This window comes from Phyllobacterium sp. 22552, from assembly GCF_052044585.1.
GTDB lineage: Bacteria > Pseudomonadota > Alphaproteobacteria > Rhizobiales > Rhizobiaceae > Phyllobacterium > Phyllobacterium ifriqiyense.
The window spans coordinates 416,949-442,612 of record NZ_JBQENG010000004.1 but is presented as its reverse complement, the minus strand read 5'-3'; the positions used below and the strand labels follow the sequence as shown (position 1 = coordinate 442,612).

The following is a 25,664-nucleotide window of genomic DNA, read 5'->3' as shown; positions in this document are numbered from 1 at the left end:
TCATGAAACTGCGCAACATCGCGATCATCGCACACGTTGACCATGGCAAAACCACGCTTGTTGACGAACTATTGAAACAGTCCGGCAACTTCCGCGATAATCAGCGCGTTGCCGAAAGAATGATGGACTCCAACGACATCGAAAAGGAACGCGGGATCACCATTCTCGCCAAGGCCACTTCCGTAGTCTGGAAAGATTCCCGCATCAACATCGTTGATACACCTGGCCACGCCGATTTCGGTGGTGAAGTCGAACGTATTCTTTCGATGGTCGATGGCGCCATCGTTCTCGTCGATGCGGCTGAAGGTCCGATGCCACAAACAAAGTTTGTTGTCGGTAAGGCTTTGAAAGTTGGGCTTCGTCCAATCGTAGCGATCAACAAGATCGACCGTCCTGATGCACGTCACGAAGAAGTCGTAAACGAAGTTTTCGATCTTTTTGCTGCACTGGACGCTACTGACGAACAGCTTGATTTCCCGATCCTTTATGGTTCAGGCCGCAATGGCTGGATGGCAAAAAATCCAGAAGGCCCGCAGGATCAGGGCCTATCCGCCTTGTTTGACATGGTTCTTGATCATGTGCCCGCGCCAACCGTTGGCGAAGGCCCTTTCAAGATGATCGGAACAATCCTTGAAGCCGATCCGTTCCTGGGTCGCATTATCACAGGCCGCATCCATTCCGGTACAGTCAAGTCCAACCAGCCCGTCAAGGTTTTGCACGGCGATGGCACACAGATCGAAACCGGCCGTATCTCAAAGATTTTGACCTTCCGTGGTCTTGAGCGCCAATCGATTGACGAAGCCCATGCGGGCGACATCGTTGCAATCGCCGGTCTGCAAAAAGGAACTGTTGCTGATACTTTCTGCGCTGTTGAAGTGACCGAACCGCTTCATGCGCAGCCTATCGATCCGCCAACGGTTACCATGTCCTTCATCGTCAACGACAGCCCGCTCGCCGGCACTGAAGGCGACAAGGTTACCAGCCGCGTCATTCGTGATCGCCTGATGAAGGAAGCTGAAGGCAATGTTGCGCTCAAGGTCGAGGAATCGGGCGAAAAGGACTCATTCTTCGTATCCGGTCGCGGTGAATTGCAGCTCGCCGTTCTCATCGAAAACATGCGCCGTGAAGGCTTTGAGCTTGGTGTTTCCCGCCCGCGCGTTGTGATGCAAAAGGACGATGCAGGCAATCTGCTCGAGCCTATCGAAGAAGTTCTGATCGACGTTGATGAAGAATATTCCGGTACGGTTGTTCAGAAGATGTCAGAGCGCAAAGCCGAAATGGTTGAGCTGCGTCCCTCTGGCGGCAATCGTGTCCGGATGGTTTTCTACGCACCGACACGCGGCCTCATTGGCTATCAGTCAGAGCTTTTGACAGATACACGCGGCACCGCGATCATGAACCGGCTGTTCCGCGCCTATGAGCCTTTCCGGGGCGAAATCGCAGGTCGCAACAATGGCGTTCTGATCTCCAACGATCAGGGTGAATCCGTGGCATTCGCCATGTGGAACCTCGAAGACCGTGGTCAGATGATTATCGAAGCAGGCGTTAAGGTCTATGCCGGTATGATCATTGGCATCCATTCGCGCGACAATGATCTTGAAGTGAATATCCTCAAGGGCAAGAAGCTGACCAATATCCGCGCTGCCGGCAAGGACGAAGCCGTCAAGCTCACCCCGCCAATCCGCATGACGCTCGAACGCGCTCTGTCTTGGATTCAGGATGACGAACTTATGGAAGTTACGCCGAAGTCCATTCGTTTGCGCAAGCTTTACCTTGATCCGAATGAACGCAAGCGTTTCGAAAAGAGCAATAAGGCTGCCGGCGCAGCTTAATCGCCATAACTTATAGACTTTGGAAAAGCGGCGTTTATCGCCGCTTTTCTTTTTGATGCTCCCAAAAATCGTTCGTAATGCCGTTGCGGAATCGCGTGTCGCAGGTTTATGCTCTTTGCCATGAGCACGCACGTAACCGAGATAAGAAAAGCCGGTTTGGCTGATGCGGTGGCAATTTCTGCCATTCATCTGGCTGCTTGGCGCGGTGCCTACATCGGCATCATTCCTCATCGCGCTCTTAACACCATGCTGGAACGCAGAGGCGCAGATTGGTGGGCACGAGCCATCAAGCGCTCTACGCAAATTCTGGTGGCGGATATTGGGGGCGTCGTCGCCGGTTACGCAACACTCGGGCCTAACCGCGCCCGCCAATTGCCGGAGAAGGGCGAGGTTTACGAACTCTACATCCGTCCGGAATATCAAGGCTGCGGTCTCGGCTCACGATTGCTCGGCGCAGCAAGGCGCAGCTTGGGCGACCAAGGTCTTAAGGGTATGGTCATCTGGGTGCTTGAGGACAATGATCTTGCCGTTTCGTTCTATCACGGTGCGGGGGGCCGTGACGTAGCTGAGGGTGTCGAATGTTTCGACGGCAAGATGCTCAAGAAGCGCGCTTTCGTCTGGAGTTAAAATCATCTCTCTGCATCAATCATACTACGATATATCCTGATTTTGCGCCCAATCGTCGCAAGAATAGGTTGGATGACGACCTAAAAGGCGGCGCCTTGTTGCGCAAAGGGCCAAAAATCAGTACAGCACTCCCAAACCAACAAGGACTCCTAGAATATGCGCATCGATGCCATTCCTGTCGGCAACAATCCTCCTGAAGACGTTAACGTGATCATCGAAGTCCCCGTCGGCGGTCAACCTATCAAATATGAACTGGATAAGGATTCCGGCGCGCTCTTCGTCGATCGCTTTCTACACACGCCCATGACCTATCCAGGCAATTATGGTTTCGTACCCCATACATTATCGGATGATGGGGATCCCATCGACGTTCTTATCTGCAATACCCGCGCATTGATGCCTACAAGCGTGATCAATGTTCGTCCGATTGGCGTTCTTGTCATGGAAGACAATAAGGGCCAGGACGAAAAGATCATTGCTGTTCCTTCGCCGCATCTGACGCTGCGTTACGAGAAGGTCCACAATTACACAGACCTGCCGGAAATCACGCTAAAGCAGATCCAACATTTCTTTGAACATTATAAGGATCTAGAGCCCGGCAAATGGGTGAAGATCGGCGATTGGGGCGATGAAGATGCCGCACGCCAGTTGATCAGAGAAGCGATTGAGCGCCATAACGCTAAAGTTGGCACTGCGTAATCTATTTAGAGTTTTATTGAACCGGACAGCTTGGCAATCAGGCTGCCCGGATCGCCTTCAAATCTGATTTGTTTAAGCCGCGACGTTGCCCCTGCAACAATCGTGATACTTCGCGGTGCAACATCTAGCCATTTTGCCAATAGCTTTATAAGTGCTGCATTGGCCTTTCCATCTTCGGGAACTGCCCGCACCCGCACCTTGAGATGCGCACGGCCATCATCCGTTGTTTCCACACCCTCCACTGCGTCTTTTGCAGATTTTGGGGTCAACCGCACAAAAACCGTTAGACCGTCAACTTCCTTGCGAAAGTACTGGCTCGTCACTGTTTAAAGCAGGATTGGCGCAATAGTGGTCCATAGCAGCTGACGGATGAAGAAGATCAGCAACAGCAGGACTATGGGAGAAATATCGATCCCACCGAGATCGGGGAGGAACCGCCGTATCGGGCGCAAGGCGGGTTCGGTCACGCGATAGAGAAAATCGCCAATGGAAGCGACGAATCTGTTGCTCGAATTGATGACGTTAAAAGCGTAAAGCCATGAAAAAATCGCGCTGGCAATAAGAATCCAGGTATAGATATCGAGGGCAAGATCTATGGTTCGGATGATAGCGAGCATCTGTTTCTCCTGAAAGTCACAGGTTATGTAGCGATTGACTGGCCTACGAGCAAGAGGCCAATGGCCAGGCGTATTTTCCCAGTTGCTCGTTCAAAGGTCGCTCATAGTATTTCCATGTCGTGTACTGTCTTAGAAAGACTAGAGCCGGTCCATTTACCAAGGTAACCCACTAGATATTGTTGAACCAAAAAAACAGGAATAAATATAGAGCGTGTGATTCGGGCCAATCCGGCCCTTTTTCATCTAGGGGGTTTACCATGCTAAATAGACTATCAGCGGAATTCTTCGGTACATTCTGGCTAGTTCTTGGTGGTTGTGGCAGTGCTGTTCTGGCAGCCGGGCTACCTGACGTTGGTATCGGCTATCTAGGCGTTGCATTGGCCTTTGGTCTTACCGTTCTCACCATGGCCTATGCGGTCGGCGGTATCTCAGGGGGGCATTTCAATCCGGCAGTATCGCTTGGACTGGCTATAGCCGGTCGCTTCGACGTTAAACAGCTGATCCCATACTGGATAGCACAGGTAATTGGAGCAATCGCTGCGGCAGCCGTGCTCTATCTTGTTGCATCAGGGAAGGCCGGATTTGCCGCTGGGGGCTTTGCATCAAATGGATATGATACGCTCTCACCGGGCGGCTATGGACTAACAGCAGTGCTTGTGGCCGAAGTCGTGCTGACGGCATTCTTTCTGATCATTATCCTGGGGGCAACTTCTGCTTCCGTTCCAGCAGGCTTCGCGCCAATTCCTATTGGCCTTGGTCTGACATTGATCCATCTGGTTTCCATCCCTGTCAGCAACACTTCAGTCAATCCGGCCCGCTCCACGGGCGTGGCCCTGTTTGCCGAAACTGCGGCCCTCGGCCAGCTTTGGCTCTTCTGGGTAGCCCCACTCATTGGCGCTGCCATTGGTGCAGTTATTTGGAAATCTTTGCTCGGCAAAGACTAACAACCTGCCGGAGCGAGCCGCGTAAAACCTGCTCGCTCCCACTTACTTTCACTCTGCAATATAAAGTGCCGCTTTTTTCTCTACTTCCGCAGTAAATTGTTCTAGAAGAAATTCCCATCTCCCGGAGTTTTCCTCACCGAAATGACCATTCCTGCAACGGATGCGGTTCACGATCGTTACGCCGCCTTTCGCCACTCCTCCTTCACACTTTACTGGCTTTCACGATTTTTTGGCTCATTTGCCATTCAGATCATCAGTGTGTCTGTTGGCTGGCAGATATATGATCTGACACGCGATCCCTTTCATCTTGGCATGGTGGGGCTCGTGCAGTTCGCACCAGCGCTCTTGCTGGTTCTGGTTACCGGCGCTGCATCGGACCGTTTCGGGCGCCGCCTCATCATGGGATTGTCGATCGGCGTCGAGTTAATCTGCGCTGCGCTGTTGCTTTTGCTTACCGTGACACACAGCTTCAGCCCTGTGCATGTTTTCCTCGTGCTGGCTGGTTTCGGCGTCGGGCGGGCATTTCTCGGCCCTGCCTCTTCGTCACTTGTCGTCAATCTCGTGCCTGCAGAGATATTCTCGAACGCCGTTTCATGGAACTCCTCGGCTTGGCAAATCGCTACGCTGGTTGGTCCCGTCGCCGGAGGGTTGCTCTACGGTATATCGCCTGTGGCAGCATATGGCGTCGCCTGCATCATGTTGCTCATTTCCGTCCTCGCCATATTCTCCATTCCTAAACCCACGCAACATACATTGAATGAGAAAAAATCTCTTCAAACCCTGCTGGCAGGCTTCCACTACATCTGGAAAGAGAAAGTCGTCCTTGGTGCCATTTCACTGGATCTTTTTGCAGTTTTGCTCGGTGGTGCTGTAGCGCTATTGCCCGTCTATGCGCGCGATATTCTGGAGCTCGGACCATGGGGGCTGGGCATGCTGCGTGCGGCACCCGGTATCGGCGCAATCCTGACCGCTGTCTGGTTGACAGGCCATCCCATCCGCGATCATGCCGGACTTATCATGTTTGTCTTCGTAGCCCTGTTTGGCTTGCTCACCATCATGTTTGGCGTGTCAAACCTTGCCTGGCTTTCCATAGTGGTTCTCGCATTGATGGGCGCGGCAGATATGGTCAGCGTTTACATTCGCGAAACGCTGCTTCAACTCTGGACACCGGATAATGTGCGTGGCCGCGTTAATGCCGTGAATATGGTGTTTGTCGGCGCCTCAAATGAATTGGGAGAATTCCGCGCAGGGATCATGGCCTCTATGATTGGAACAATTCCAGCCGTGGTGTTTGGTGGAATTGGAACTGTTGCCGTTGCCGGATTGTGGGCTTGGTGGTTTCCGCAGCTTCGCAAGGCTCGTAACTTGCAAGGCAGGACCTGAAGCTTTTAGGCAGCAACCGGAGCGCCGAAAACAATACCTAAAAAGCGTTGTAGCCAAGCTTTTAGAACAGCGTCATGGATCATCCGGCCTTCCAGATGATCCCGGCCCTGCTGGGCGCCGCAAAGCGAAAACCGTTCCGACCCGCGAACCACCCAGCGCTGCATCATGGCGCGCGTCAACTCCGCATGGAACTGCACGCCCCAGGCATTCTTGCCGTAGCGGAAAGCCTGATTGGCATAGGTGTTGCCCGTAGCCAGCAAAGTGGCTGATTTTGGCAGTTCAAAGCCTTCACGATGAAAGTGATAGACCATGGATGGCCAGTCCATAAGGGTCCTGCCAGCCTCTGTCGGTTCCAAAGGGTACCAGCCTATTTCGACCAGCCCGTCGGGATGAGGGGAAACTTTTCCACCGAGGTGATTGGACAGCATTTGGGCCCCAAGGCAGATACCAAGAAATGGCTTTTCCTCAGCCAACGGTACCGACAGCCAATCTGTTTCCCGCCTTATATATTCTTCTGGATCGTTGGCGCTCATTGGCCCGCCAAAAATAACAGCGCCGGCGTGATTTTCCAAAGTATCCGGCAATGGATCGCCAAGCGGCGGGCGCCGGATATCCAACACAAACCCGGCTTCCAGCAGCAGCTGTCCGACGCGTCCAGTGCTAGATCTTTCCTGATGCAGAACTGCGAGGATTTTTGGGCGCTGTGTATGACCCGCCGCTTCCATCCATTCTGTCTGGAACATCCGCTTTTGTCCTATTCTTCGGGCACATCCCGTTCGGCTCGAACTGCAGCACGTTGCTTCATGGTAACCCGATCTCGGGTGGATACGCCGATCAGTTCGGCAACCCGCCAGACAACATTGTCCTCAAGTTCATGGGCAACCCCATCTGCAAAAACAACTTCCCACATCAACTCAATGAATTTGATCCGGGCATCCTCGTCAAGATTGCGCTTTATGATGCTGGTAAAGCTGTAAAGATCAACTGCCTCTTGATCGGCCTGCTCACCCTCATTCAAAAGGCGCTTCAGTGCCTCGCCCTTCAGCCCATAAGCATTGGATATGAGTTGTGAGACGCGCTTGCGTTCTTCTTTGCTGCTTGAACCGTCTGCATCCATGACATGAAAAAGGAGGGCAGCGGCCGCAAGACGGGGATCAGATTTTGAAAAATGCTCGGCGCCACTTTCACCGGACGGTAAGGTTTTAAAAAAAGTAACAAGGCGATCAAGCATTTATGGGAGTCTTTCCGCTTTGGTATCACTTTTCAATTGATAGCCCGAGTCGTCCTATCCCGCTACTGTGCATCTTGCCGCAAACAAGACCCGATGGCTTTTACCACCATCAGAACAACTTGAATTTCTTGTTCGATTGCGATGATTTATACTCCGGTTTCACACCTGGATCATCCGGTACCGGTCCAACAAATGGCTCGCTAGTAGATTCCTCTGGCTTCTCCGGCAGCCGTGGCAGAACCGATGCAATTCTCTGGGGCGAATCCGAATTCGCCGAAGATTTGTCCAACGAAGCCTTTGCAGTTTGTTGTGTTGGCGACTCAAACGGCACAATTTCCGCATCCACCACGTCCTGATCCTCAGGAAGCTCCACCGGCTGCGATTTTGTGTCCTGTTTGCGTGGGGGTAAAATCGGTTTTGCCTCTATTGTAGGCTGCTCCGGTCTTGACGGCTCCGTCGCCAACGCTTTGTCAAAATCATCGCCCGCATCGATCACAGGACCAATTTGTTCTACCGGGACTTTCCACACAAACGCGTCCAGCTTTCCCGTTACCGGGGAGGCTGGCGCCCAGCGCTCGGAGACGTAGCCATCGGCGGTCCATGCGGGATCGCGTGGCGCTTTTACCGCGCGGGACAGCCATTGCCGGACACGGCCTTGATCGCCGGTCTGCGCTTCCTCAATATCCGCAAGCAGCAAATAAGCACTTTCACGAGGCGTACTGCGCAGAACTGCTTCGGCAGCTTCACGCGCTTCCTTGAGTTCGCCAGCGCCAAGAGCAGCATGAGCAATTGCCAAATTGGATTCTGCATGATGCGGATAGAGCCCGGCTAAGTGGCGTGCGCGCTTTAAGCGATCGATCGGTGAATCCCCCACCCTGGCATGAACATAGGTATCTGCAACGCCGGGATGCGGCTCCCGCTTCCAGGTATACTCAAGAATTTTCGAACCCTTGCGCAAATCGCCTTGAGCAAACAGCGCCTTGGCCGCAACGATTGCCGCCGGAACAAGATCCGGAGCCAGCTTGTTTGCTTCTATGGCCAGTGGCTTCGCATTCGTCGGATCACTCTCATATGTCTCGATTGCCTTTGCGGCAAGGATGACGGCGCGCTCACGCTTGGCCTTTTCCTTGTCGATCTGCTTGGTCGCTTTCTGCTTGTCGAGCAGCAACAGAGCACCATCCCAATCGCCATGGGTGGTTTTTTGACCAAGTGCTGCGGTAGCCGCCCACTCGACGTTGGGAGCCAGCAAGGCAGCCTCTTCGGCATAATGGCGGGACGCATCACGTGCACCCAATCTTTGTGCTTCCAGATAAAGCCCTCGCAAACCGAGCAACTTCGTCTCAGGATCATCCAACATGGCTTCAAACTTGGCTCGCGCATCATCAGTGCGGCCTTCAAGCATTGCAGCTTGCGCATCCAGCAGTTTGATCAATGGCTCCTGATCGACATTGAGAAGCTTTTCCGCTTGCTTGATCATCAAGCGTGCCGTTTGGCCGTCGCCTGCACCGGCGGCAATGAGGCCTGTGGAAAGTGATTGATAACCACGGTCGCGTTTGCGCGCACGGAAATGCCGCCGCAAGGCGTAGGGCGAGGTGACGATGCTTTTCACCAGCCACCAGCTCAGCATGACGCCGGCAACAATAGCAACAATGCTCGTTGCTGCCACCATAAGACTGACTTTATATTGCATGCCAGCGAAGGTCAGAACCAGATCGCCGGGTCGATCTGCCAGCCAGGCAAAGCCGACACCCAGCAACAACACGACAATGAAGAAGAACAGAATGCGCATCATGATCTTCTTACTCCTGACCGGTCGAGGTCTTGATGCCGCTCAGGGCATCGGACAGGGCTTTTGACACCACTGCGCTTGCATTCTGCCGTGCCTTCATAGCGCTGCCAAAATCTGCAGACGCCGTTTTAGCTGCATCTGGGAGTTTTTCCCACTCAGCAATCGCAGCGCTCAGATCACCGGCATTTAAATGAGCTTCTATACGCGCCGATATCGCGTCGGCGCCCTCGCCTTCAACCATACCGACTGGTCGCGCCTCGACCAAACCAGATGCACTCGCCCAGAGACGATCCAGAATTCCGGCATTGGGGTCGACAGTGCGGGTGCTTGATATAATCCTAGCGGCGACATCGCCAAATTCGCTTGCCAGCGCATTGACGGTGGGTATGCCTTTAGTTTCTGCTGGCCGCAACGATTCAACCTCTCCTGCCGCCGGAGCAACAGCCAGATAGGTATCAAGCTCGGCTTTGTAAGGCTCGCCTCGATCAACGGCAGCCTTTAATCCCGTTGCGGCCATTGCGAGCGCCATATTGGCTTGTCCGGACGTGTCATTGACCTTCGCTTCGAGCGCGTCAAGCCTTGTTGTTGCGCCCGCAGCCGCACCATCAGCCTGAACAGCCTGCTGCTTGTTGTCACTGATTTCCTTTTCCAGAGTCGCGATGCGTGCATCGATAGCGCTGGTGTCGACAGCAGCACCCGTAGGCGAAGCACCGTTTTGGATCTCAGTAAGGCTCTGTTTTACCGAACTCAACTCTGCCGCTAGCCCAGCAACCTGATCAGCTGCCTGCTTGGCGCTCGCCAAAGCCTCATTCAGCGCCGTTTGACTGGCTTCATCAAGAGGTTTTGCCGGCGCATCCCGCAACTGCGCGATCTGCTGTTCTAAAGCGGAAACGTCTGTCTTGGGTGAGGGAAATATACCAGCCCATTGCATCGCAGCAGCACCGGCAAGAACAACGACACCGCCAATGAGACCTGAAACGAGTCGCCCCAATGAGTCGGTCGACTTTTGGGGCGGGGCGGCGCTGACAGAACTCATCCTTGGCGGATTTTTGTCCGGCGCCGGATCAGCGCGACCGAAATTTGGCACTGAGGATGGCGGCTCTGCACTTACCTTTCGTTCGACCGTTTCAACTGCCGCTGCTGCAGTTGCTTTAGCCGCTGGATCGAAGCCTACGGGTTCCGGCTCCGGCACATTTTTTGGGGATACGGCGGACTTTTGTATCGAAGAGGGCTCCAGTTCGATCGTCATCGATTTGCGGGTCGTTTTGGAATGACGCGGAACAGTAGATTTGGCCATGGAAACTCTCTTCAGGAACAGATGCTTCGATTGAACTCTAAAGCTAGCAAGGAAGTTCCTCATATGAAACCACCCGTCGTACAAGCTTGGCTGCTAACAGGCGGGATCAAGTATGCAGCAATTCAAATAATCCTGCTTCATCTTGCACTCTAGCAACGTGGACATGGCGGAAACCCTGGTCTGAAACGATGTGCGCTATATTGTCAGACAGACATAAAAACTGTGCATTTTCAAATAGATGATGAGCATTCGCTTTGCCAATGACGGCGAGAAGCGCCAACGCACCCCTTTTCGAATAGAGTAGACAAATATCGACGGGCGATGGCTCGAAAAACTGGGCCAAATAATCGGCCTCATAATGGTTCAAAATCGTGTCATAGACAGGAATTGCTATCACCCTTCGACCGGACTGCCCCAGAATATCTTCAAACTGAGGCGCCCTGACTCGCCCGGTAAGGTAAAGTATCCGTGCGTTTTCAGACGTTGAATTATTAATCTGTGCAGCCAGTGATAGCCCATCCCCGTTTCCCGAAAGAACCTGTTTGAAACCTTTTGCACGAGCTATTTGCGCGGTGGAGCTACCAACCGCAAAACAGGGAAGGTCATAAAGCGTAGCAAGAAATTCTTCTCGCACATGCCGCAACGCGTTCGCACTGGTAAATGCAACGGCATCATAGTGCCCGGACACTTGTGGTATTGGCAGAGGTTTGATTGCACTAAGCGGTAAAACCAGAGGCTGGAAGCCCAAATCGGCCAGTCGTTGGGCTGTTCTGGTTGCTCCGGGTTCGGGCCGCGTAACCAAAACAGATTTCATATCAGAGCCAATCCGTAAAGAAATGAGCACCCGCCATTTCCCGAACACGCAGCGCCGCATCGCGTCCGATCTGTGCGGCATCGGCAACAGATCCCTCACCGGTAACCTCATGAACCTCGCTACCGTCAGGCAGCAAGATCATTCCATGGAAATGCAATGCCTCACCCGAAATTGTCGCAAGCCCTGCGAGCGGGGTCCGGCAGGAACCATCCAAAGTGCCAAGGAACGCACGCTCGCAAGCCAGGGCAGTCGAAGTTGGCAGATGATTGATCGGAGCGAGCAGGTTGTCGATCCGGTCATCGCCAATACGGCTTTCGACCGTGATTGCACCTTGTCCTGGTGCTGGGGGAAAAGCCCTGGAATCCATCAACTCCGTTACGACATGGCCAAGATCAAGGCGCTTTAAGCCTGCATAGGCCAGAAATGTTGCGTCAACTTCTCCATCGGCAAGCTTGCGCAGGCGCGTTTGCACATTGCCGCGAAAATTGACAAGTTTCAGATCTGGCCGAAGGCGCTTGATCAATGCCTGACGCCGAAGCGATGCAGAGCCCACAATTGCGCCCAAGGGCAAGTCGGCCAGCGATTTAACGTTCCGTCCGATGAAAGCATCCCGGGGATCTTCACGCTCAAGAAACACCGACAGATGCAGCCCTTCGGGCAGGAATGTCGGCATGTCCTTCGATGAATGAACAGCAAAATCAATACGCCCATCGGCAAGCTGTTCTTCAATCTCCAATGTGAAAAGACCTTTGCCGCCAACTTCCGACAGGGGCCTGTCCTGAATCCGGTCGCCACTTGTCGAGATAACGACGATCTCTATATCGGACTCGTTCAAACCATGAGCTTTGACCAACCGGTCGCGTGTCTCCTGGGCTTGCACAAGCGCAAGAGCACTCCCACGTGTACCGATCTTGAGCGTTTTTGTTTGCATTGGCCGCAGTCCGTGTTACGCGAGTTCCATGTTCATGGCCTCTACTAACGGGCTTTTATTCGACGGGCAATGCGACGAAGGATATCGATGCGGGTTCTGGGTATTGAAACAAGCTGCGATGAGACGGCGGCAGCCATTGTCGAGCGTGATGAGCTTGGCCATGGCACTATTCTTTCAAACGTCGTCTTAAGCCAAATCGAAGAGCACGCGCCCTATGGCGGTGTCGTGCCGGAAATTGCCGCACGTGCTCACGTTGAAGTGCTCGACCGGCTTATCGGACAAGCACTGCACGAAGCGCATTTGACGCTCAACGATGTTGACGCCATAGCCGCAACTGCGGGACCAGGGCTTGTTGGCGGACTGATTGTCGGACTGATGACCGGCAAGGCAATAGCCTTGGCAAGCCAAAAACCATTTTACGCAATCAATCATCTTGAAGGTCATGCACTGACACCTCGCCTGACCGATAACATTGAATTTCCCTATCTCTTGCTCCTCGTTTCCGGCGGCCATACGCAAATGGTTCTGGTCAAGGGACTGGGAGACTATGAGCGACTTGGCACGACCATTGACGATGCGCTTGGTGAAGCATTCGACAAAACCGCCAAAATGCTCGGGCTCGCCTATCCGGGCGGACCTGAGGTTGAAAAGGCGGCAATGCTCGGCGATTCGACGCGTTTCTCCCTCCCGCGCCCGTTGAAGGGTGAAGAACGCCTGGATTTTTCTTTCTCTGGCCTCAAAACTGCCGTGCGACAACTGGCCACCAGTCTGGAACCGCTATCTCAAACGGATGTCAATGATATTTGCGCAGCTTTCCAGACCGCCGTGGCCGATACGCTGGACGACCGCGTTGCACGCTCTCTTATGCGGTTTCGCGAAACATTTCCTGTTGTAGATCATCCTGTTTTGGTCGTTGCCGGAGGTGTTGCCGCAAATAAGGTTCTGCGCAGCGTGCTCCAGCAGCTTTGCGACAAGAATGGCTTTCGTTTCATTGCTCCTCCAATGGCTCTATGTACAGATAACGCGGCCATGATCGCATGGGCGGGTGCCGAACGGGCAAACCAGACACCTCCCGATTCCCTCAATATTGCGCCGCGCTCACGCTGGCCATTGGATATGTATTCCGCACCCCTGATCGGCGCCGGCCGTCGTGGAGCAAAGGCATGAATGAGCGGCCACCAATCGCCGTATTGGGCGGGGGCGCCTATGGTACGGCGCTTGGAACAATGGCTGCATCCAATGGCAGCTCAGTGGTGCTTTACGCCCGTGATTCCACCACAGTCGCAGCGATAAATAACACGCATCGCAATGATGCCCATTTGCCGAACATCTCCCTCCACCCATTACTGACAGCCAGCAACAATGCCCGGACCGCTCTAGCACATGGACAATATATTCTGTGCGCTGTTCCGGCGCAGGCACTTTCGACGGCTTTAAACGAGCTTAAAGATCACATTCCCGCGTCTACACCGCTGATCATCTGCGCCAAGGGAATTGACCGATCCACCGGACTTCTCATGTCGCAGGTGGCAGGTCAAATACTTCCCGGTCATCCGCTTGGCATACTTTCGGGGCCAAGCTTTGCAAGTGACGTTGCAAAGGGGTTGCCTACCGCAGTAACCGTCGCGTCCCATAATCAAGCGCTGGCTGACAGCATTGCCGTCGCTCTGTCGGGCACAACTTTCCGCTGTTATTCCACAGATGATGTGACGGGCGTCGAGATCGGCGGAGCGCTGAAGAACGTCCTCGCTATCGCCGCCGGTGCCGCTATAGGCAGGGGATATGGTGCCAGCGCACAGGCGGCGCTTGTGACGCGCGGTTTCGTTGAACTGCGCCGGATCGGGCATGCCTTGGGGGCAAAATCCGAGACTATCATGGGCCTCTCCGGGCTTGGCGATCTCATGCTGACTTGTTCGACACCGCAATCGCGCAATTACTCTTACGGTCTTGCATTGGGCAAAGGCGAAGACTTGACGGGGCGACCATTAGCAGAAGGTGTGGCAACTGCCGCCATTGCAGTTGAACTCGCCGCGCGCCATGCTATCGATGTCCCGATCATTTCAGCTGTATCAAAAATCCTGGCTGAAGACATAACCGTCGATGAGGCCATGGAAGCCCTGCTTTCTCGGCCACTCAAGAATGAAGACTAGGAAAAACCATGCTTTTTGCGTTTTTATGCAACGACAAGCCCGATAGCCTGCAATTGCGCCTTGATACGCGGACCGCGCATCTTGATTATCTGAATGGCCTTGGTGATCAGCTAAAATTCGCCGGCCCTTTTCTGGGCGATGACACAAAGCCAAATGGCAGTCTGGTCGTCGTAGATTCTGTCGATCTGGAGGCAGCAAAGCAGATAGCTGCCAATGACCCCTATGCAAAGGCAGGACTTTTCGCCTCTGTCGATATCCGCCCTTGGAATTGGGCAATCAAGAATCCGGACAACAAATAGGTTTCAACATGGCATATTGGCTGTACAAATCAGAACCCGACGCATGGTCGTGGGAAAAGCAGAAAGCTGCAGGTGCTAAGGGCACAGAATGGACCGGCGTGCGCAACTATCTCGCCCGCAATAATATGCGCGCCATGAAGATTGGCGATAAAGGCTTCTTCTATCACTCCAATGAGGGTCTCGAAGTCGTCGGTATCGTCGAAGTTTGCGCACTCAGCCATCCGGATTCGACAACTGATGATCCGCGCTGGGATTGCGTTGATATCCGCGCGGTTCAAGATATGCCAAAGCCGGTGACTCTTAAGGACGTCAAAGCCAATCCAAAGCTTGAGAAAATGGCACTTGTCACTTCGATGCGGCTTTCCGTGCAACCGGTTACCGAGGACGAGTGGGAAGAAGTTTGCCGGATGGGTGGTCTCGTTCCAGCCCCCAAATGATCACTGAGACTGCGCTAGATCCAACCAGTGAACGCTACCGCCAATTCATACTGGCAAATACGTCAATACAATCACCGCCCCACGTTCCGGAGATAAAGCTTCATCTCGCCGATGAAGCTCATGATCTATGGCAACGCACGGAAGACGAACTCGCAACGATCGGGCTTCCGCCACCATTTTGGGCCTTTGCATGGGCGGGCGGGCAAGGTGTCGCCCGCTATGTAATTGATAACCCGCAAATGGTCAGTGGCCGCTCGGTTATTGATTTCGCTTCAGGCTCAGGTTTGGTTGGTATCGCCGCTGCAATGGCCAATGCGAAACATGTTCTTTGCTGCGATATCGATCCTTTTACTCAACCCGCAATCTCCCTCAACGCCGCTGCCAATGATGTGGTGATGGACGTGCAAATAGCTGATCTCATCGGCACAGATGCGGGTTGGGATGTCGTGCTGGCAGGCGATGTTTTCTATGATAAGCCTTTGGCAGACCTGCTTCTTCCCTGGTTTGTCAAACTTGCTTCACGCGGCGCCGAGGTAATCGTCGGCGATCCGGGGCGATCTTATTTTCCCAAGGGTTCTCTTCAGCCATTGGCTGTTTATTCGGTTCCGGTGACGCGCGTTCTTGAGGACGCTGATATCAAGAAAACCACGGTCTGGCGTTTTCCAACCTAACGCAGCACACGAATGATTGTTTTATCCGATAGAAGCGGCAAAAGTCGGTTCATATCTGCGCGACTCAAAGCAATACAGCCCTCAGTTGGTGTATAGCCCGGCCGCGCCAGATGGAAGAATATCGCACTGCCCCCGGCCCTTCTGCGTGGCCGGATATTCCAGTCAAGAACAATACAGACATCGTACAGATCGTCCTTGCGCCACATGGTTTCGTGGCTCGCATTATAGGGTACCTGAACTTGCCTATTATAGTTGCGGTCACTGCTGACCTCGCACCACCCATCGTTTATTTTCAATGGGTTAAGCCGCAATAGCGCCGTAGCCCTCACCTGTTTATCCGGTCTTTTAAACCCATAAAGAAGCCGCATGGATGCCAAGGGAGTTCCACCATCGCCCTCACGTTTCCTCGATGTAATACCGCCCTTGCCAAGTGCGCAACGCAAGACGATCGGGCCAGCAATCAGCTGGCCTTGGCTTTTGTGGCCGGGGCGCGGGCGGACATCGATATACTTCAAAGTGGTTAGTGGCATGCTTGCCTCATAAAAAGCATTTTTATGTCAGACTGATGCGCCGCATAAGCAATATCAAGTCGATGCTCTTTCTTTCCTGTAGAATTCGACTTAAATTCCAACGACTTCTTTCCATCCGCGGGAGATCCCATGACAGCACGTACCATTCTAATCGTCGACGATGATGCAGACCTGCGGGCCATTCTGGTTGAGCAACTGAGCCTTTATGAAGAGTTTCAGATTGTTCAGGAAGACAATGCGACTAAAGGCATACAGGCCGCCCGCAATGGCGTTGTTGACCTGTTGATCATGGATGTCGGCTTGCCGGACATGGATGGACGTGAAGCCATCAAGCTTTTGCGAAAGGGCGGTTTCAAGGCTCCGGTGATCATGCTGACCGGCCATGATACTGATTCTGATACGATTCTTGGCCTGGAATCCGGCGCCAATGATTATGTCACCAAGCCATTCCGCTTCGCTGTACTGCTGGCGCGCATTCGCGCGCAGCTGCGCCAGCATGAGCAGAGCGAAGACGCTACCTTCGTTGTTGGCCCCTATACGTTCAAGCCCGGCCAGAAAATGCTGATCGATGCAAAGGGCGGCAAAATCCGGCTGACTGAAAAAGAAGTCGCAATTATCAAATATTTGTATCGCGCCGGTGGCAAGGTCATCACACGCGATATTCTTCTGGAGGAAGTCTGGGGATACAACTCTGGGGTGACTACGCACACGTTGGAGACGCATGTTTACAGACTACGGCAGAAAATCGAGCAGGATCCATCGAATTCAACCATACTCGTCACGGAAAGCGGGGGATACAAGCTCATTCCTTGATGCCGATCGGGTCAATCTAGGTATATGTCTGTAATTGCATGGCAATTGAAGATGATATTCGCATTCTGGAGACAGTGGGGCTGTTCGGCACGTTTACGCGCGACCAGTTGCGTCTGCTCGCCTTCGGAACAGAGCGGCTTGTCCTGCGGGAAGGCCGCGAGCTTTACCGCGAGGGTCAGTCGGCTGATTGCGCCTATGTCATTGATCGCGGTACGATTTCCTTGTTCCGCGAAGGTCCTTCCGGTCGCGTCGCTCTGAAAACCGTGGGGCCAGGAGCGGTTCTTGGCGAAATGGCAATCATTGCCCAGACCAAGCGCCTCACCAGCGCAATGGCAGACACTGAAACCGAGGTCATCCGTCTCAACCGCTCATTGTTCCGGCGTATCCTTGAAGAATATCCGGAAATTGCCGCTGCGCTGCACGACCAGATTTCCTCAGATCTGACCGAAATGATCGCCGAAATTTCCAAGTATGAAAAGCTGTTTGGCGAGAGCTAACTCGCCTCTACACAACTGTTTTTCTCGCTACGATTGAAAATCTTCAGCAAGAATCGACCTTTTCTCGGCAAAAATCGCCGCATCTTGTGGAATTGAATGTCAGGTCGCGGAAATCCTGCTCAAAATCGGATTAATCCAGATCAAACCGCGCGATAACCGGAACGTGGTCGGAGGGTCGTTCCCACCCACGTGCTTCGCGCAGGATTGTGATGTCTCTCAGATCGGCCTCAAGGTCGGGCGATCCCCAAATATGATCCAGTCTCCGGCCACGATCCGCAGCCGCCCAATCGGCGGCCCTATAGCTCCACCATGTATAAATTTTCTCGGAGGGTGGAATATGATGGCGCATCAGATCGCTCCAGCCGCCATTTTTGCGCAAGGCTTCCAGACCTTCCGTTTCGATGGGCGTGTGGCTTACAACCTTCAACAACTGTTTATGCGACCAGACGTCGGTTTCAAGCGGTGCGATGTTGAGATCGCCCACCAGCAATGAGGCATGGCCATCCCCATAGACCGCATTCATCGCTTTCATCTCGTCAAGGAACCCGAGCTTGTGCTTGAACTTGGGATTGATCTCCGGATCGGGTTCATCTCCGCCTGCCGGAACATAGAAATTATGGATACGCATCCGCTTTGAACCCGCGGTGACAACTGTGCTCAAATGACGGCAATCGGGGATATTGCAAAAACCAACACGTGCCGGTTCTGTCAAAGGACGGCGGGAGAGCGTTGCTACCCCGTGATACCCTTTCTGGCCGCTGATTTCGATATGTTCATAACCGGCCATGTGGAAAGCTTCCCGCGGAAACAAATCGTCGGGGCATTTGGTTTCCTGCAGGCACAGCACGTCAGGCTGATAATCGCGCAGAAATTGCAGAACGAGCGGCAAGCGCAAGCGCACCGAATTGATGTTCCAGGTAGCAACGGAAAAAGGCATGGAAAATTAGTCTCGCGGGTGGTGAATGAGCAGCAAGACTAAAACAAGTTACGGATGATTGGAACCGGATATCGCCAGCTTGAACGACTGTTCAAGCCTTATTTGTTCTTCATCGCAATGCGGGTGTAGTCAATTGTAAACATATCCTTGGCGAAGCGAACACCGGTACGGACATTGGTTATCATCACTGTCGTATCGAGACCCTGCGCATCGGTGATAGTCCATTGACGCAGTTCGAAAGTCTTTGGATCAAACATCATCGTTATGGTCGAATTACCGAAGATTGATTTGTCGCCAAGAACGATCGTTGTCATATCGGGCTCTTCCTTGACCGATTTGACCGTATTGCCGGTCAAATTAATCTGATCGCTCAGAAGCAGCTTTAATGGCGTCTTCGACAGCGGGACCAAATCCCATGTGTCGAGCTTGCGATTATTGATCACAACGGATTCGCCATCCGAAATGACACGAATCGGTGATGGTTTGTTGTAGTTGAAACGTATCTTGCCCGGACGTTCTATATAGAACGTTCCCTCGGTCTGCTCCCCGCGCGGGCCAAACTGGACAAAGTCACCCGTCAGGGTTTTAACGCTCGAAAACTGATTGGCAATCTGCTGGGCTGCGCCCGGCACCGCATTCTGAGCAAGAGCCGGTGCAGCAAGGAGTCCCACGCCAAGTATCGAAGCAGCTACAACGCGCCGTGCGAGCGGGCCTGCAACGCGAAACAATGCTGTGATGGTTTTCATGGGTTTAGGGTCTCCTGTCATCTTGCCTTAAGCAATACTCGATCAGTTTGGCTTGAGTATGGCTAAGAAACGGCGGGTTGCGGCACCCGGTTCCATATTTCCGTCACGTAACACCGGACTGCCACAGGAACTGGAAGGACTCAGTTCCATAACGCATGATGTGCCGTTACGTTATGTTTGAATTTTTAAGCAGTCTCAGCAGTTTAATGCCTTTTTGCCTGTTAAAAATCATCATCCTGCGTTGGTACGAGAATCTCACGCTTGCCCGCATGATTGGCCGGGCCGACAAGCCCCTCCTCTTCCATGCGTTCAATAATCGAAGCAGCACGATTATAGCCGATGCCAAGACGGCGCTGGATATAGCTGGTCGAAGCTTTTTTATCACGCAGCACGACCGCGACGGCCTGATCATAGGGGTCATCGGAATCCTCAAGATTGGACGTTCCTGCAGGTCCTGCCCCGCCATCGTCCTCATCATCTTCCTCGGTGATCGAATCGAGATATTCCGGCACGCCCTGTAATTTGAGGTGCTGAACGATTTTCTCAACTTCATCGTCACCAACAAATGGTCCATGCACGCGCTGAATGCGTCCCCCACCAGCCATGTAGAGCATGTCGCCCATGCCAAGCAGCTGCTCGCCGCCCTGCTCACCAAGGATGGTGCGCGAATCGATCTTGGAAGTAACCTGGAAGGAGATACGCGTCGGGAAGTTGGCCTTGATCGTACCCGTGATAACATCGACCGACGGACGCTGCGTCGCCATGATCACATGAATACCGGCGGCACGCGCCATCTGCGCCAGACGCTGCACGGCACCTTCAATATCCTTGCCGGCAACCATCATGAGGTCGGCCATTTCGTCGATGATGACCACAATATAGGGCATCGCGGTCAGATCGAGTTCTTCGGTCTCATAGACTGCCTCGCCGGTGGCGCGGTCAAACCCGGTCTGCACCGTGCGCGCAATGCGCTCGCCCTTCTGCCGGGCTTGCTCAACGCGCTGGTTAAAGCCGTCAATATTGCGGACACCGACTTTCGACATTTTGCGATAGCGGTCTTCCATCTCCTTGACCGTCCATTTGAGCGCCACAACGGCTTTCTTGGGGTCGGTAACAACCGGAGTGAGCAGATGCGGAATGCCGTCATAGATGGAAAGTTCGAGCATTTTCGGATCAATCATGATCAGGCGGCATTGTTCCGGCGTCATCCGGTAGACCAAGGAGAGGATCATGGTATTGATGGCGACAGATTTACCCGAGCCTGTTGTACCAGCCACGAGCAAATGCGGCATCTTGGCAAGGTCTGCAATGACCGGCTCGCCATTGATGGTCTTGCCCAATGCCAGTGCGAGCTTGGTTTTGGTCTGCTCAAAATCGCGGCTGGCCAGCAGTTCGCGCAGATAAACCATTTCACGTGTCTGGTTGGGCAGCTCAATGCCGATAGCATTGCGGCCCGGGACAACGGCAACGCGAGCAGCGATCGCGCTCATGGAGCGAGCAATATCATCGGCAAGCGTGATGACGCGCGAGGATTTGATTCCAGGTGCTGGCTCCAGCTCATAAAGCGTGACAACCGGGCCAGGCCGGACGTGGATTATTTCGCCGCGTACACCGAAATCCTCCAGGACACCTTCAAGAAGACGCGCATTCTGTTCCAATGCCTCTTTGGAAAGGCTGGGGTTGCGCACGACATTCTTTGGTTCGCTGAGGAAATGCAGCGGTGGCATTTCAAAACCATCAGATTTGATAAGCGAGGCTTGCGCCTCGCGCTGAATGCGCGCTCCAGTCTTTGGAGCTGGCGCCGGGGTTGCTACGCGGGTCGCGGGCTTCGCTGACGGGCGGGCGGGGGCTGCCTGCGGTGCCCAGTCATCCACGGCCTCATCTTCGTCGCTGAAGGCCAAGGGATCAAAGCGGTCAGCTTGGCTGTCAAAATCATCATTGTCGATTTCAATCGACGGAGCTTCAATTTGCGGCGATGCGCTGTAAAAGCCTGGCTCGCGGCGTTCGCCATTATTGCTGACTTTTTGACGCGACACCGGAATGTCATCAAACCCATCATCATGGCGAGCGCCAATATTACGCGCGCTATTATAGATTCCAGCGCCCCTGCCGGAGAGACGGCGGAACAAGGCACGCGTACTGTAAAAGAAATGCGTGACAGCACCCAGAGCAAGCAAGCCTCCGCCTTCGCGCTCATCATCCTCATCCTCGTCATCGTCGAAGTCATCGGCTTCGGCCACGTGACGCGTTGTCTTTTTGGCAATGGCAGGCTCGCTGCCGCGATAGGTAAGACCGCTGGCAAAGGCAAATATCCATAAAGTAGGAACGGCAAGGACACCGACCAGGATCATGGCAAGGCCACCGCGCGGGAAAGTGCCCGTGAAAATAGCAGGAATCTTGAGAACCATATCTCCCAGAACGCCGCCAAGACCAATGGGCATTGGCCAGCTTTCGGGTATGGCAAAACAACCGGCCATGGCTGCAGCAAGCAGCGACGCGCAGAACCAGGCAACAGCGCGCCGCGCCATGCGGTCAACACCGCGACCGGTCATGAACAACCCACCCCAGAACACGGCAGGCATCAGAGCAACAACTGTCGACAGGCCAAAAAACTGCATTCCAAGATCGGAGAACACTGCTCCGGCATAACCAAGGGCGTTTTGCGTGGGATTGGACGTGGCATGACTGAAGCTTGGATCAAGCACATTCCAAGTTGCCAGACTACCGACAGCCAAAGCGACAAGACAAAGGATCGCCAAGCCGATCAGAATATTTATCTGCCTGCGGAAAAGGCTGTAGAAGCCAGTCCTATCGTCATCGATGGCATAAGAGGCTGAATAACCTTGACGCATGAAATCCGGTCCCACGTGAGTCTATCCCTGTGGCTGTGCAATCCACGGAGCTGATTCCAAACTTACGGGGTGGATGGTTAAGGGGCTATTAACCATGGGCGAATGTCATGGAAATTGTCAGGTTAGCAGAGGATGCTGACGGAGACTTCGCCTCGCCCTGATCTTGGCACGCCCCTTTCCGTCATCCTCGGGCTTGACCCGAGGACCGATCTTGAATGCCCGTTTTCGATTTTGGATATTGAGAAGGTGCTTCGCTGATCTCTACAAATCGTCCCAATTTGGATTGATTCCTTCAATCAATTCTATCTTCCATTGCCGGTACCAGCGTTTCAAGGATTTTTCCCGCTGAATTGCATCGACAATCCGGTCATGCTTTTCGTACCAGACCAGACGCTTGCAGCCATATTTCCATGCAAATCCGGGAGTTCTGCGTTCACGATGATCGTAAACACGCGCGACGAGATCGGACGTCACACCGATATACAGCGTTCCATATTGCTGGTTGGCAAGGATGTAGACATAGCCCGGCATGCAGTCCTCCGCGCGTAAGACTGCACATCAAGTTCGGGCGGGTAAATTCAACGAAGGTCTAACCTCAAAACAAAAGGCCCGGAAAACCGGGCCTTTCGAAATCCATGGGTGCAGCTATCAATTATGATAGGCAGCTTCACCATGTGAGGTGAGGTCGAGACCGATAGACTCGTTTTCGGCCGTTGGACGCAGGCCAACCAGCACGTCGACGATCTTATAGAGGATGAACGAACCCACACCGCTCCATACGATGGTCACGGCAACTGCCTTGATCTGTACAAAGACCTGGCTGCCCATTGTTACGCCATCGGCGAAACCTGTGCCGCCAAGGGCCGCGCTGGTGAAGATACCAGTGCCGATAGCGCCGACGATACCGCCAATGCCATGCACGCCGAACACATCGAGGCTGTCATCATAACCGAGCTTCGGCTTGACCACTGCGACCATGTAGTAGCAGATCGCGCTGGCAATCGCGCCAAGGGCGATTGCGCCCACCGGTCCGATAGTACCCGCTGCTGGCGTGACTGCGACCAGACCGGCAACAATACCTGATGCTGCACCGAGCATGGATGCTGTCTTGCGAGCAAAGGCTTCAATGGCAACCCAAGCTACGATAGCACCCGCTGTTGCGGTGAAGGTATTGATCATGGCAAGCGCTGCTGTGCCATTGGCTTCGAGCGCCGAACCGGCATTGAAACCGAACCAGCCAACCCACAGAATTGCAGCACCGATCATGGTAAGCGGCATGGAGTGCGGAGCCATCATATCGCGGCCAAGACCTGCGCGCTTGCCGATGACAATAGCGCCGACCAGACCTGCAACACCCGCGTTGATGTGAACAACCGTACCGCCCGCGAAATCAAGAGCGCCCCAGCCGAAGATCAGGCCGTTTGCATCCCAGACCATATGTGCAATCGGGAAGTAAACGAAGGTAACCCAAAGCGCGACGAACAGGATGGTCGCCGAGAACTTGATACGCTCAGCAAAGGCACCGACGATAAGCGCCGGAGTGATACAAGCGAATGTCATCTGGAAGCAGATGAAAACCAATTCCGGAATCTGGACGCCATCGGTGAAGGTGGCAGCGGCAGAATCAGGGGTAACGCCGGCAAGGAAAATTTTGCCCAATCCGCCCCAATAAGGGCTGGTGCTGCCGCCAAACGCAAAAGAATAACCATAGACAACCCAGATGATCATCACGACAGCCGTGATACCTGTGCACTGCATGAGCACTGACAGAACGTTTTTGGCGCGGACAAGACCGCCATAGAACAGGGCAAGACCCGGGAGGATCATGAACAGGACGAGGATTGTGGCAACCATCATCCAGGCGGTGTCGCCCTTGTTGATTGTCGCCACGGCTGCAGCTGCAGCTTCAGGAGCGGCGGGCGCTGCTTCCTGCGCAAAAGCGGCCAGCGAGCCGAATGCGGTCAAAGCCAGCGATCCCAGAAGGGAGCTGCCTGCCGCTTTGGTTAAACTGTTTGGAATTTTCATTATGCTCTCCTTGAACCCCAATAATTTACAGCGCTTCGGTGTCGGTCTCGCCCGTGCGGATACGGACGGCCTGCTCGATGCTGAGAACGAAAATCTTGCCGTCACCGATCTGGCCGGTCTTGGCGGCGGCAGTGATGGCTTCGACGGCGGTATCGACGAGATCGGATGCGACAGCGACTTCCACCTTCAGTTTGGGAAGAAAGCTGACGGCATATTCTGCGCCGCGATAAATTTCGGTGTGCCCCTTTTGGCGGCCGTAACCCTTCACCTCAGTGACGGTCAGGCCCTGGATGCCGACAGCGGTGAGTGCTTCGCGCACCTCGTCCAACTTGAACGGCTTGATGATGGCCATCACAATTTTCATTGACTATACCCCTGCGCTTTGCGCGGTGCCCCTCAGATGGAATTATCTGAACTCTCAGCAGCCGCGTTGAACCCATCGCCTCTGGCCATAGGCCATTGGTGACTGCTCAGGAGTATTCAAGTTCCGTGCCAGATTCGAAAAATACTTCTAATATACTGAAATCAAAAAGATATTTTTTAAGTTCGGCTTACAATATCAGTGCAATGCAGCAATGTGCCTAAAATTTAGGCGATTAGCAGGTAGCGATCAGAGTTCACTCCGTACTATGCACACGAATTAGGCCTTCCTGCGCGGTAGAGGCGATTAAAGTGCCGTCACGGCTATAAAGTGCGCCACGATTAAAGCCCCTGGCGCCCGATGTACTGGGACTATCGGCGGTATAGAGCATCCAATCATCGAAACTGAAGGGCCTGTGAAACCACATAGCGTGGTCGAGGCTGGCAACCTGCAGATCCCGATCAAAAATATTACGGCCATGCGCGTAAAGCGACGTATCGAGCAGCGTCATGTCTGAAAGATAGGCAAGAACCGCTGCCTGTATCGCACGATCTTCCGGCACGGGACCGGTGGCCTTTATCCACACGCTCTGCTCGGGCGGGAGCTTATCGCGGGTTAGATAATGCCGAAGCGAAAGCGGCTTGATCTCGATGGGCCGGTCCTGCTCCCAATATTGCCGGATAATCTTGGGAGCGTTCTGGAGATATTGCTCCTTCATATCTTTGTCAGAGATGAGATTTTCCGGTTCGGGAACATCCAACGGTTTCGGCTTTTGGTGCTCGAGTCCTTCCTCCTCGATCTGGAATGAGGCTTCCAGAGAGAAGATGGCATGGCCGTGCTGGATAGCCACAACGCGCCGTGTGGTAAAGCTCGAACCATCGCGGATACGGTCTACCTCGTAGATAATCGGCACTTTGGGATCGCCCGCCCGCATGAAATAACCATGCAGGGAATGTACGTGCCGGAGCGGGTCAACGGTGCGCTGTGCTGCAACAAGCGCCTGTCCGATAACCTGGCCGCCAAAAACGCGCTGCCAGCCCACCTGGGGGCTGCGACCTCGAAACAGGTTGTGTTCAAGCGTCTCAAGGTCGAGTATGGACAGAAGCTCGGTCATAGCTGTTGACTTGGATGCTTCGGACATGATCGGACATCTCCAGTTCGTCTGTTTCATCGCTTGCAACA

At 53.8% G+C, this 25,664-nt stretch carries 28 protein-coding genes; 12 read left to right on the top strand and 16 right to left on the bottom strand.

The window, feature by feature from the left end:
- Nucleotides 1-2: 2 nt before the first annotated feature.
- From typA to ppa, 3 genes are all read left to right on the top strand, one after another.
- The gene (typA, locus tag ACTJI9_RS12380) at nt 3-1,832 is read left to right on the top strand and encodes a translational GTPase TypA (protein ID WP_440808312.1); all 1,830 of its coding nucleotides are present in this window, start codon (nt 3-5) and stop codon (nt 1,830-1,832) included.
- Between the two features lie 120 nt (nt 1,833-1,952).
- A complete protein-coding gene (locus tag ACTJI9_RS12375) occupies nt 1,953-2,459 on the top strand; it encodes an N-acetyltransferase family protein (protein ID WP_440808309.1) in 507 nt (168 codons plus the stop codon).
- Nucleotides 2,460-2,615: 156 nt separating this feature from the next.
- Nucleotides 2,616-3,158, top strand: coding sequence for an inorganic diphosphatase (gene ppa / locus ACTJI9_RS12370; protein WP_115054388.1), 543 nt, complete (start codon nt 2,616-2,618; stop codon nt 3,156-3,158).
- A gap of 5 nt (nt 3,159-3,163) precedes the next feature.
- Here ppa and ACTJI9_RS12365 read toward each other — a convergent pair whose 3' ends face one another.
- The gene (locus ACTJI9_RS12365) at nt 3,164-3,481 is read right to left on the bottom strand and encodes a DUF167 family protein (protein ID WP_115054389.1); all 318 of its coding nucleotides are present in this window, start codon (nt 3,479-3,481) and stop codon (nt 3,164-3,166) included.
- Nucleotides 3,482-3,484: 3 nt separating this feature from the next.
- Nucleotides 3,485-3,775, bottom strand: coding sequence for a YggT family protein (locus ACTJI9_RS12360; protein WP_115054390.1), 291 nt, complete (start codon nt 3,773-3,775; stop codon nt 3,485-3,487).
- Between the two features lie 257 nt (nt 3,776-4,032).
- Here ACTJI9_RS12360 and aqpZ point away from each other — a divergent pair, with 257 nt between their 5' ends.
- Both aqpZ and ACTJI9_RS12350 read left to right on the top strand, forming a co-directional pair.
- Entirely contained in the window at nt 4,033-4,719 is a 687-nt protein-coding gene (gene aqpZ / locus ACTJI9_RS12355) for an aquaporin Z (protein ID WP_115054391.1), read from the top strand.
- 141 nt (nt 4,720-4,860) lie between these two features.
- Nucleotides 4,861-6,102, top strand: coding sequence for an MFS transporter (locus ACTJI9_RS12350; protein ID WP_115054392.1), 1,242 nt, complete (start codon nt 4,861-4,863; stop codon nt 6,100-6,102).
- 5 nt (nt 6,103-6,107) lie between these two features.
- Here ACTJI9_RS12350 and ACTJI9_RS12345 read toward each other — a convergent pair whose 3' ends face one another.
- The 6 genes from ACTJI9_RS12345 to hemC all read right to left on the bottom strand — a co-directional run bounded on the left by ACTJI9_RS12345 (nt 6,108) and on the right by hemC (nt 12,164).
- Nucleotides 6,108-6,845: a glutamine amidotransferase gene (locus ACTJI9_RS12345; protein WP_115054393.1), complete on the bottom strand. Its 738-nt coding sequence runs from the start codon at nt 6,843-6,845 to the stop codon at nt 6,108-6,110.
- Nucleotides 6,846-6,856: 11 nt separating this feature from the next.
- Nucleotides 6,857-7,333, bottom strand: a complete 477-nt coding sequence (locus ACTJI9_RS12340; protein WP_115054394.1) for a TerB family tellurite resistance protein — start codon at nt 7,331-7,333, stop codon at nt 6,857-6,859.
- A gap of 109 nt (nt 7,334-7,442) precedes the next feature.
- On the bottom strand, nt 7,443-9,125 hold the full coding sequence (locus ACTJI9_RS12335; protein ID WP_440808306.1) for a heme biosynthesis HemY N-terminal domain-containing protein: 1,683 nt from the start codon (nt 9,123-9,125) through the stop codon (nt 7,443-7,445).
- Between the two features lie 7 nt (nt 9,126-9,132).
- Nucleotides 9,133-10,419 carry a COG4223 family protein gene (locus tag ACTJI9_RS12330; RefSeq protein ID WP_440808304.1) on the bottom strand — a complete coding sequence of 429 codons (1,287 nt, stop codon included), beginning with the start codon at nt 10,417-10,419 and terminating at the stop codon, nt 9,133-9,135.
- Nucleotides 10,420-10,525: 106 nt separating this feature from the next.
- Nucleotides 10,526-11,233 carry a uroporphyrinogen-III synthase gene (locus ACTJI9_RS12325; RefSeq protein ID WP_440808301.1) on the bottom strand — a complete coding sequence of 236 codons (708 nt, stop codon included), beginning with the start codon at nt 11,231-11,233 and terminating at the stop codon, nt 10,526-10,528.
- 1 nt (nt 11,234) lies between these two features.
- Nucleotides 11,235-12,164 carry a hydroxymethylbilane synthase gene (hemC, locus tag ACTJI9_RS12320; protein ID WP_115054398.1) on the bottom strand — a complete coding sequence of 310 codons (930 nt, stop codon included), beginning with the start codon at nt 12,162-12,164 and terminating at the stop codon, nt 11,235-11,237.
- Nucleotides 12,165-12,251: 87 nt separating this feature from the next.
- Between hemC and tsaD the strand changes: the two genes are divergently transcribed.
- From tsaD to ACTJI9_RS12295, 5 genes are read left to right on the top strand one after another with little or no spacing between them, the layout of a single operon-like run.
- Nucleotides 12,252-13,331, top strand: a complete 1,080-nt coding sequence (gene tsaD / locus ACTJI9_RS12315; protein ID WP_440808298.1) for a tRNA (adenosine(37)-N6)-threonylcarbamoyltransferase complex transferase subunit TsaD — start codon at nt 12,252-12,254, stop codon at nt 13,329-13,331.
- Nucleotides 13,328-14,314 (top strand): NAD(P)H-dependent glycerol-3-phosphate dehydrogenase, encoded by a 987-nt coding sequence (locus ACTJI9_RS12310; RefSeq protein WP_440808294.1) that lies wholly within the window; start codon nt 13,328-13,330, stop codon nt 14,312-14,314. Before tsaD ends, ACTJI9_RS12310 begins: the two co-directional genes overlap by 4 nt.
- 8 nt (nt 14,315-14,322) lie before the next feature.
- Nucleotides 14,323-14,613, top strand: a complete 291-nt coding sequence (locus ACTJI9_RS12305; protein WP_336440373.1) for a YciI-like protein — start codon at nt 14,323-14,325, stop codon at nt 14,611-14,613.
- Between the two features lie 8 nt (nt 14,614-14,621).
- Nucleotides 14,622-15,050, top strand: coding sequence for an EVE domain-containing protein (locus tag ACTJI9_RS12300; protein WP_115054402.1), 429 nt, complete (start codon nt 14,622-14,624; stop codon nt 15,048-15,050).
- Nucleotides 15,047-15,721 carry a class I SAM-dependent methyltransferase gene (locus tag ACTJI9_RS12295; protein WP_440808291.1) on the top strand — a complete coding sequence of 225 codons (675 nt, stop codon included), beginning with the start codon at nt 15,047-15,049 and terminating at the stop codon, nt 15,719-15,721. Before ACTJI9_RS12300 ends, ACTJI9_RS12295 begins: the two co-directional genes overlap by 4 nt.
- On the opposite strand, the gene ACTJI9_RS12290 is transcribed toward ACTJI9_RS12295, so the two are convergent.
- Nucleotides 15,718-16,251: a L,D-transpeptidase family protein gene (locus ACTJI9_RS12290; protein WP_354343211.1), complete on the bottom strand. Its 534-nt coding sequence runs from the start codon at nt 16,249-16,251 to the stop codon at nt 15,718-15,720. The two genes, ACTJI9_RS12295 and ACTJI9_RS12290, sit on opposite strands and share 4 nt — an antisense overlap.
- A 129-nt stretch (nt 16,252-16,380) precedes the next feature.
- Here ACTJI9_RS12290 and ACTJI9_RS12285 point away from each other — a divergent pair, with 129 nt between their 5' ends.
- Entirely contained in the window at nt 16,381-17,064 is a 684-nt protein-coding gene (locus ACTJI9_RS12285; protein WP_008122166.1) for a response regulator transcription factor, read from the top strand.
- Between the two features lie 38 nt (nt 17,065-17,102).
- On the top strand, nt 17,103-17,561 hold the full coding sequence (locus tag ACTJI9_RS12280) for a cyclic nucleotide-binding domain-containing protein (protein ID WP_115054405.1): 459 nt from the start codon (nt 17,103-17,105) through the stop codon (nt 17,559-17,561).
- 130 nt (nt 17,562-17,691) lie between these two features.
- Here ACTJI9_RS12280 and ACTJI9_RS12275 read toward each other — a convergent pair whose 3' ends face one another.
- The 7 genes from ACTJI9_RS12275 to tesB form a co-directional block, all read right to left on the bottom strand.
- Nucleotides 17,692-18,498: an exodeoxyribonuclease III gene (locus ACTJI9_RS12275; protein ID WP_115054406.1), complete on the bottom strand. Its 807-nt coding sequence runs from the start codon at nt 18,496-18,498 to the stop codon at nt 17,692-17,694.
- Between the two features lie 98 nt (nt 18,499-18,596).
- Complete coding sequence (locus ACTJI9_RS12270; RefSeq protein WP_115054407.1) at nt 18,597-19,244, bottom strand: outer membrane lipoprotein carrier protein LolA; 648 nt, start codon at nt 19,242-19,244, stop codon at nt 18,597-18,599.
- A gap of 221 nt (nt 19,245-19,465) precedes the next feature.
- Nucleotides 19,466-22,096: a DNA translocase FtsK gene (locus ACTJI9_RS12265; RefSeq protein WP_440808286.1), complete on the bottom strand. Its 2,631-nt coding sequence runs from the start codon at nt 22,094-22,096 to the stop codon at nt 19,466-19,468.
- A 261-nt stretch (nt 22,097-22,357) separates the two neighbouring features.
- Complete coding sequence (locus tag ACTJI9_RS12260) at nt 22,358-22,627, bottom strand: GIY-YIG nuclease family protein (RefSeq protein ID WP_440808283.1); 270 nt, start codon at nt 22,625-22,627, stop codon at nt 22,358-22,360.
- 117 nt (nt 22,628-22,744) lie between these two features.
- Nucleotides 22,745-24,121 (bottom strand): ammonium transporter, encoded by a 1,377-nt coding sequence (locus tag ACTJI9_RS12255; RefSeq protein ID WP_115054409.1) that lies wholly within the window; start codon nt 24,119-24,121, stop codon nt 22,745-22,747.
- A 25-nt stretch (nt 24,122-24,146) separates the two neighbouring features.
- Nucleotides 24,147-24,485, bottom strand: coding sequence for a P-II family nitrogen regulator (locus tag ACTJI9_RS12250; RefSeq protein ID WP_008122182.1), 339 nt, complete (start codon nt 24,483-24,485; stop codon nt 24,147-24,149).
- A 253-nt stretch (nt 24,486-24,738) separates the two neighbouring features.
- Complete coding sequence (gene tesB / locus ACTJI9_RS12245) at nt 24,739-25,623, bottom strand: acyl-CoA thioesterase II (RefSeq protein ID WP_440808279.1); 885 nt, start codon at nt 25,621-25,623, stop codon at nt 24,739-24,741.
- Between the last annotated feature and the right edge of the window lie 41 nt (nt 25,624-25,664).

Excerpts from the sequence above, each read along its gene's own strand:
- tsaD (WP_440808298.1), top strand. The coding sequence starts at position 12,252 with ATGCGGGTTCTGGGTATTGAAACAAGCTGCGATGAGACGGCGGCAGCC.
- ACTJI9_RS12375 (WP_440808309.1), top strand. The coding sequence starts at position 1,953 with ATGAGCACGCACGTAACCGAGATAAGAAAAGCCGGTTTGGCTGATGCG.
- ACTJI9_RS12325 (WP_440808301.1), bottom strand. The coding sequence starts at position 11,233 with ATGAAATCTGTTTTGGTTACGCGGCCCGAACCCGGAGCAACCAGAACA.
- ACTJI9_RS12285 (WP_008122166.1), top strand. The coding sequence starts at position 16,381 with ATGACAGCACGTACCATTCTAATCGTCGACGATGATGCAGACCTGCGG.
- ACTJI9_RS12305 (WP_336440373.1), top strand. The coding sequence starts at position 14,323 with ATGCTTTTTGCGTTTTTATGCAACGACAAGCCCGATAGCCTGCAATTG.
- ppa (WP_115054388.1), top strand. The coding sequence starts at position 2,616 with ATGCGCATCGATGCCATTCCTGTCGGCAACAATCCTCCTGAAGACGTT.
- ACTJI9_RS12250 (WP_008122182.1), bottom strand. The coding sequence starts at position 24,485 with ATGAAAATTGTGATGGCCATCATCAAGCCGTTCAAGTTGGACGAGGTG.
- ACTJI9_RS12280 (WP_115054405.1), top strand. The coding sequence starts at position 17,103 with ATGGCAATTGAAGATGATATTCGCATTCTGGAGACAGTGGGGCTGTTC.
- typA (WP_440808312.1), top strand. The coding sequence starts at position 3 with ATGAAACTGCGCAACATCGCGATCATCGCACACGTTGACCATGGCAAA.
- aqpZ (WP_115054391.1), top strand. The coding sequence starts at position 4,033 with ATGCTAAATAGACTATCAGCGGAATTCTTCGGTACATTCTGGCTAGTT.
- ACTJI9_RS12270 (WP_115054407.1), bottom strand. The coding sequence starts at position 19,244 with ATGAAAACCATCACAGCATTGTTTCGCGTTGCAGGCCCGCTCGCACGG.
- ACTJI9_RS12340 (WP_115054394.1), bottom strand. The coding sequence starts at position 7,333 with ATGCTTGATCGCCTTGTTACTTTTTTTAAAACCTTACCGTCCGGTGAA.
- ACTJI9_RS12345 (WP_115054393.1), bottom strand. The coding sequence starts at position 6,845 with ATGTTCCAGACAGAATGGATGGAAGCGGCGGGTCATACACAGCGCCCA.
- ACTJI9_RS12295 (WP_440808291.1), top strand. The coding sequence starts at position 15,047 with ATGATCACTGAGACTGCGCTAGATCCAACCAGTGAACGCTACCGCCAA.
- ACTJI9_RS12300 (WP_115054402.1), top strand. The coding sequence starts at position 14,622 with ATGGCATATTGGCTGTACAAATCAGAACCCGACGCATGGTCGTGGGAA.
- ACTJI9_RS12350 (WP_115054392.1), top strand. The coding sequence starts at position 4,861 with ATGACCATTCCTGCAACGGATGCGGTTCACGATCGTTACGCCGCCTTT.
- ACTJI9_RS12265 (WP_440808286.1), bottom strand. The coding sequence starts at position 22,096 with ATGCGTCAAGGTTATTCAGCCTCTTATGCCATCGATGACGATAGGACT.
- tesB (WP_440808279.1), bottom strand. The coding sequence starts at position 25,623 with ATGTCCGAAGCATCCAAGTCAACAGCTATGACCGAGCTTCTGTCCATA.
- ACTJI9_RS12260 (WP_440808283.1), bottom strand. The coding sequence starts at position 22,627 with ATGCCGGGCTATGTCTACATCCTTGCCAACCAGCAATATGGAACGCTG.
- hemC (WP_115054398.1), bottom strand. The coding sequence starts at position 12,164 with ATGCAAACAAAAACGCTCAAGATCGGTACACGTGGGAGTGCTCTTGCG.
- ACTJI9_RS12330 (WP_440808304.1), bottom strand. The coding sequence starts at position 10,419 with ATGGCCAAATCTACTGTTCCGCGTCATTCCAAAACGACCCGCAAATCG.
- ACTJI9_RS12335 (WP_440808306.1), bottom strand. The coding sequence starts at position 9,125 with ATGATGCGCATTCTGTTCTTCTTCATTGTCGTGTTGTTGCTGGGTGTC.
- ACTJI9_RS12275 (WP_115054406.1), bottom strand. The coding sequence starts at position 18,498 with ATGCCTTTTTCCGTTGCTACCTGGAACATCAATTCGGTGCGCTTGCGC.
- ACTJI9_RS12360 (WP_115054390.1), bottom strand. The coding sequence starts at position 3,775 with ATGCTCGCTATCATCCGAACCATAGATCTTGCCCTCGATATCTATACC.
- ACTJI9_RS12290 (WP_354343211.1), bottom strand. The coding sequence starts at position 16,251 with ATGCCACTAACCACTTTGAAGTATATCGATGTCCGCCCGCGCCCCGGC.
- ACTJI9_RS12310 (WP_440808294.1), top strand. The coding sequence starts at position 13,328 with ATGAATGAGCGGCCACCAATCGCCGTATTGGGCGGGGGCGCCTATGGT.
- ACTJI9_RS12255 (WP_115054409.1), bottom strand. The coding sequence starts at position 24,121 with ATGAAAATTCCAAACAGTTTAACCAAAGCGGCAGGCAGCTCCCTTCTG.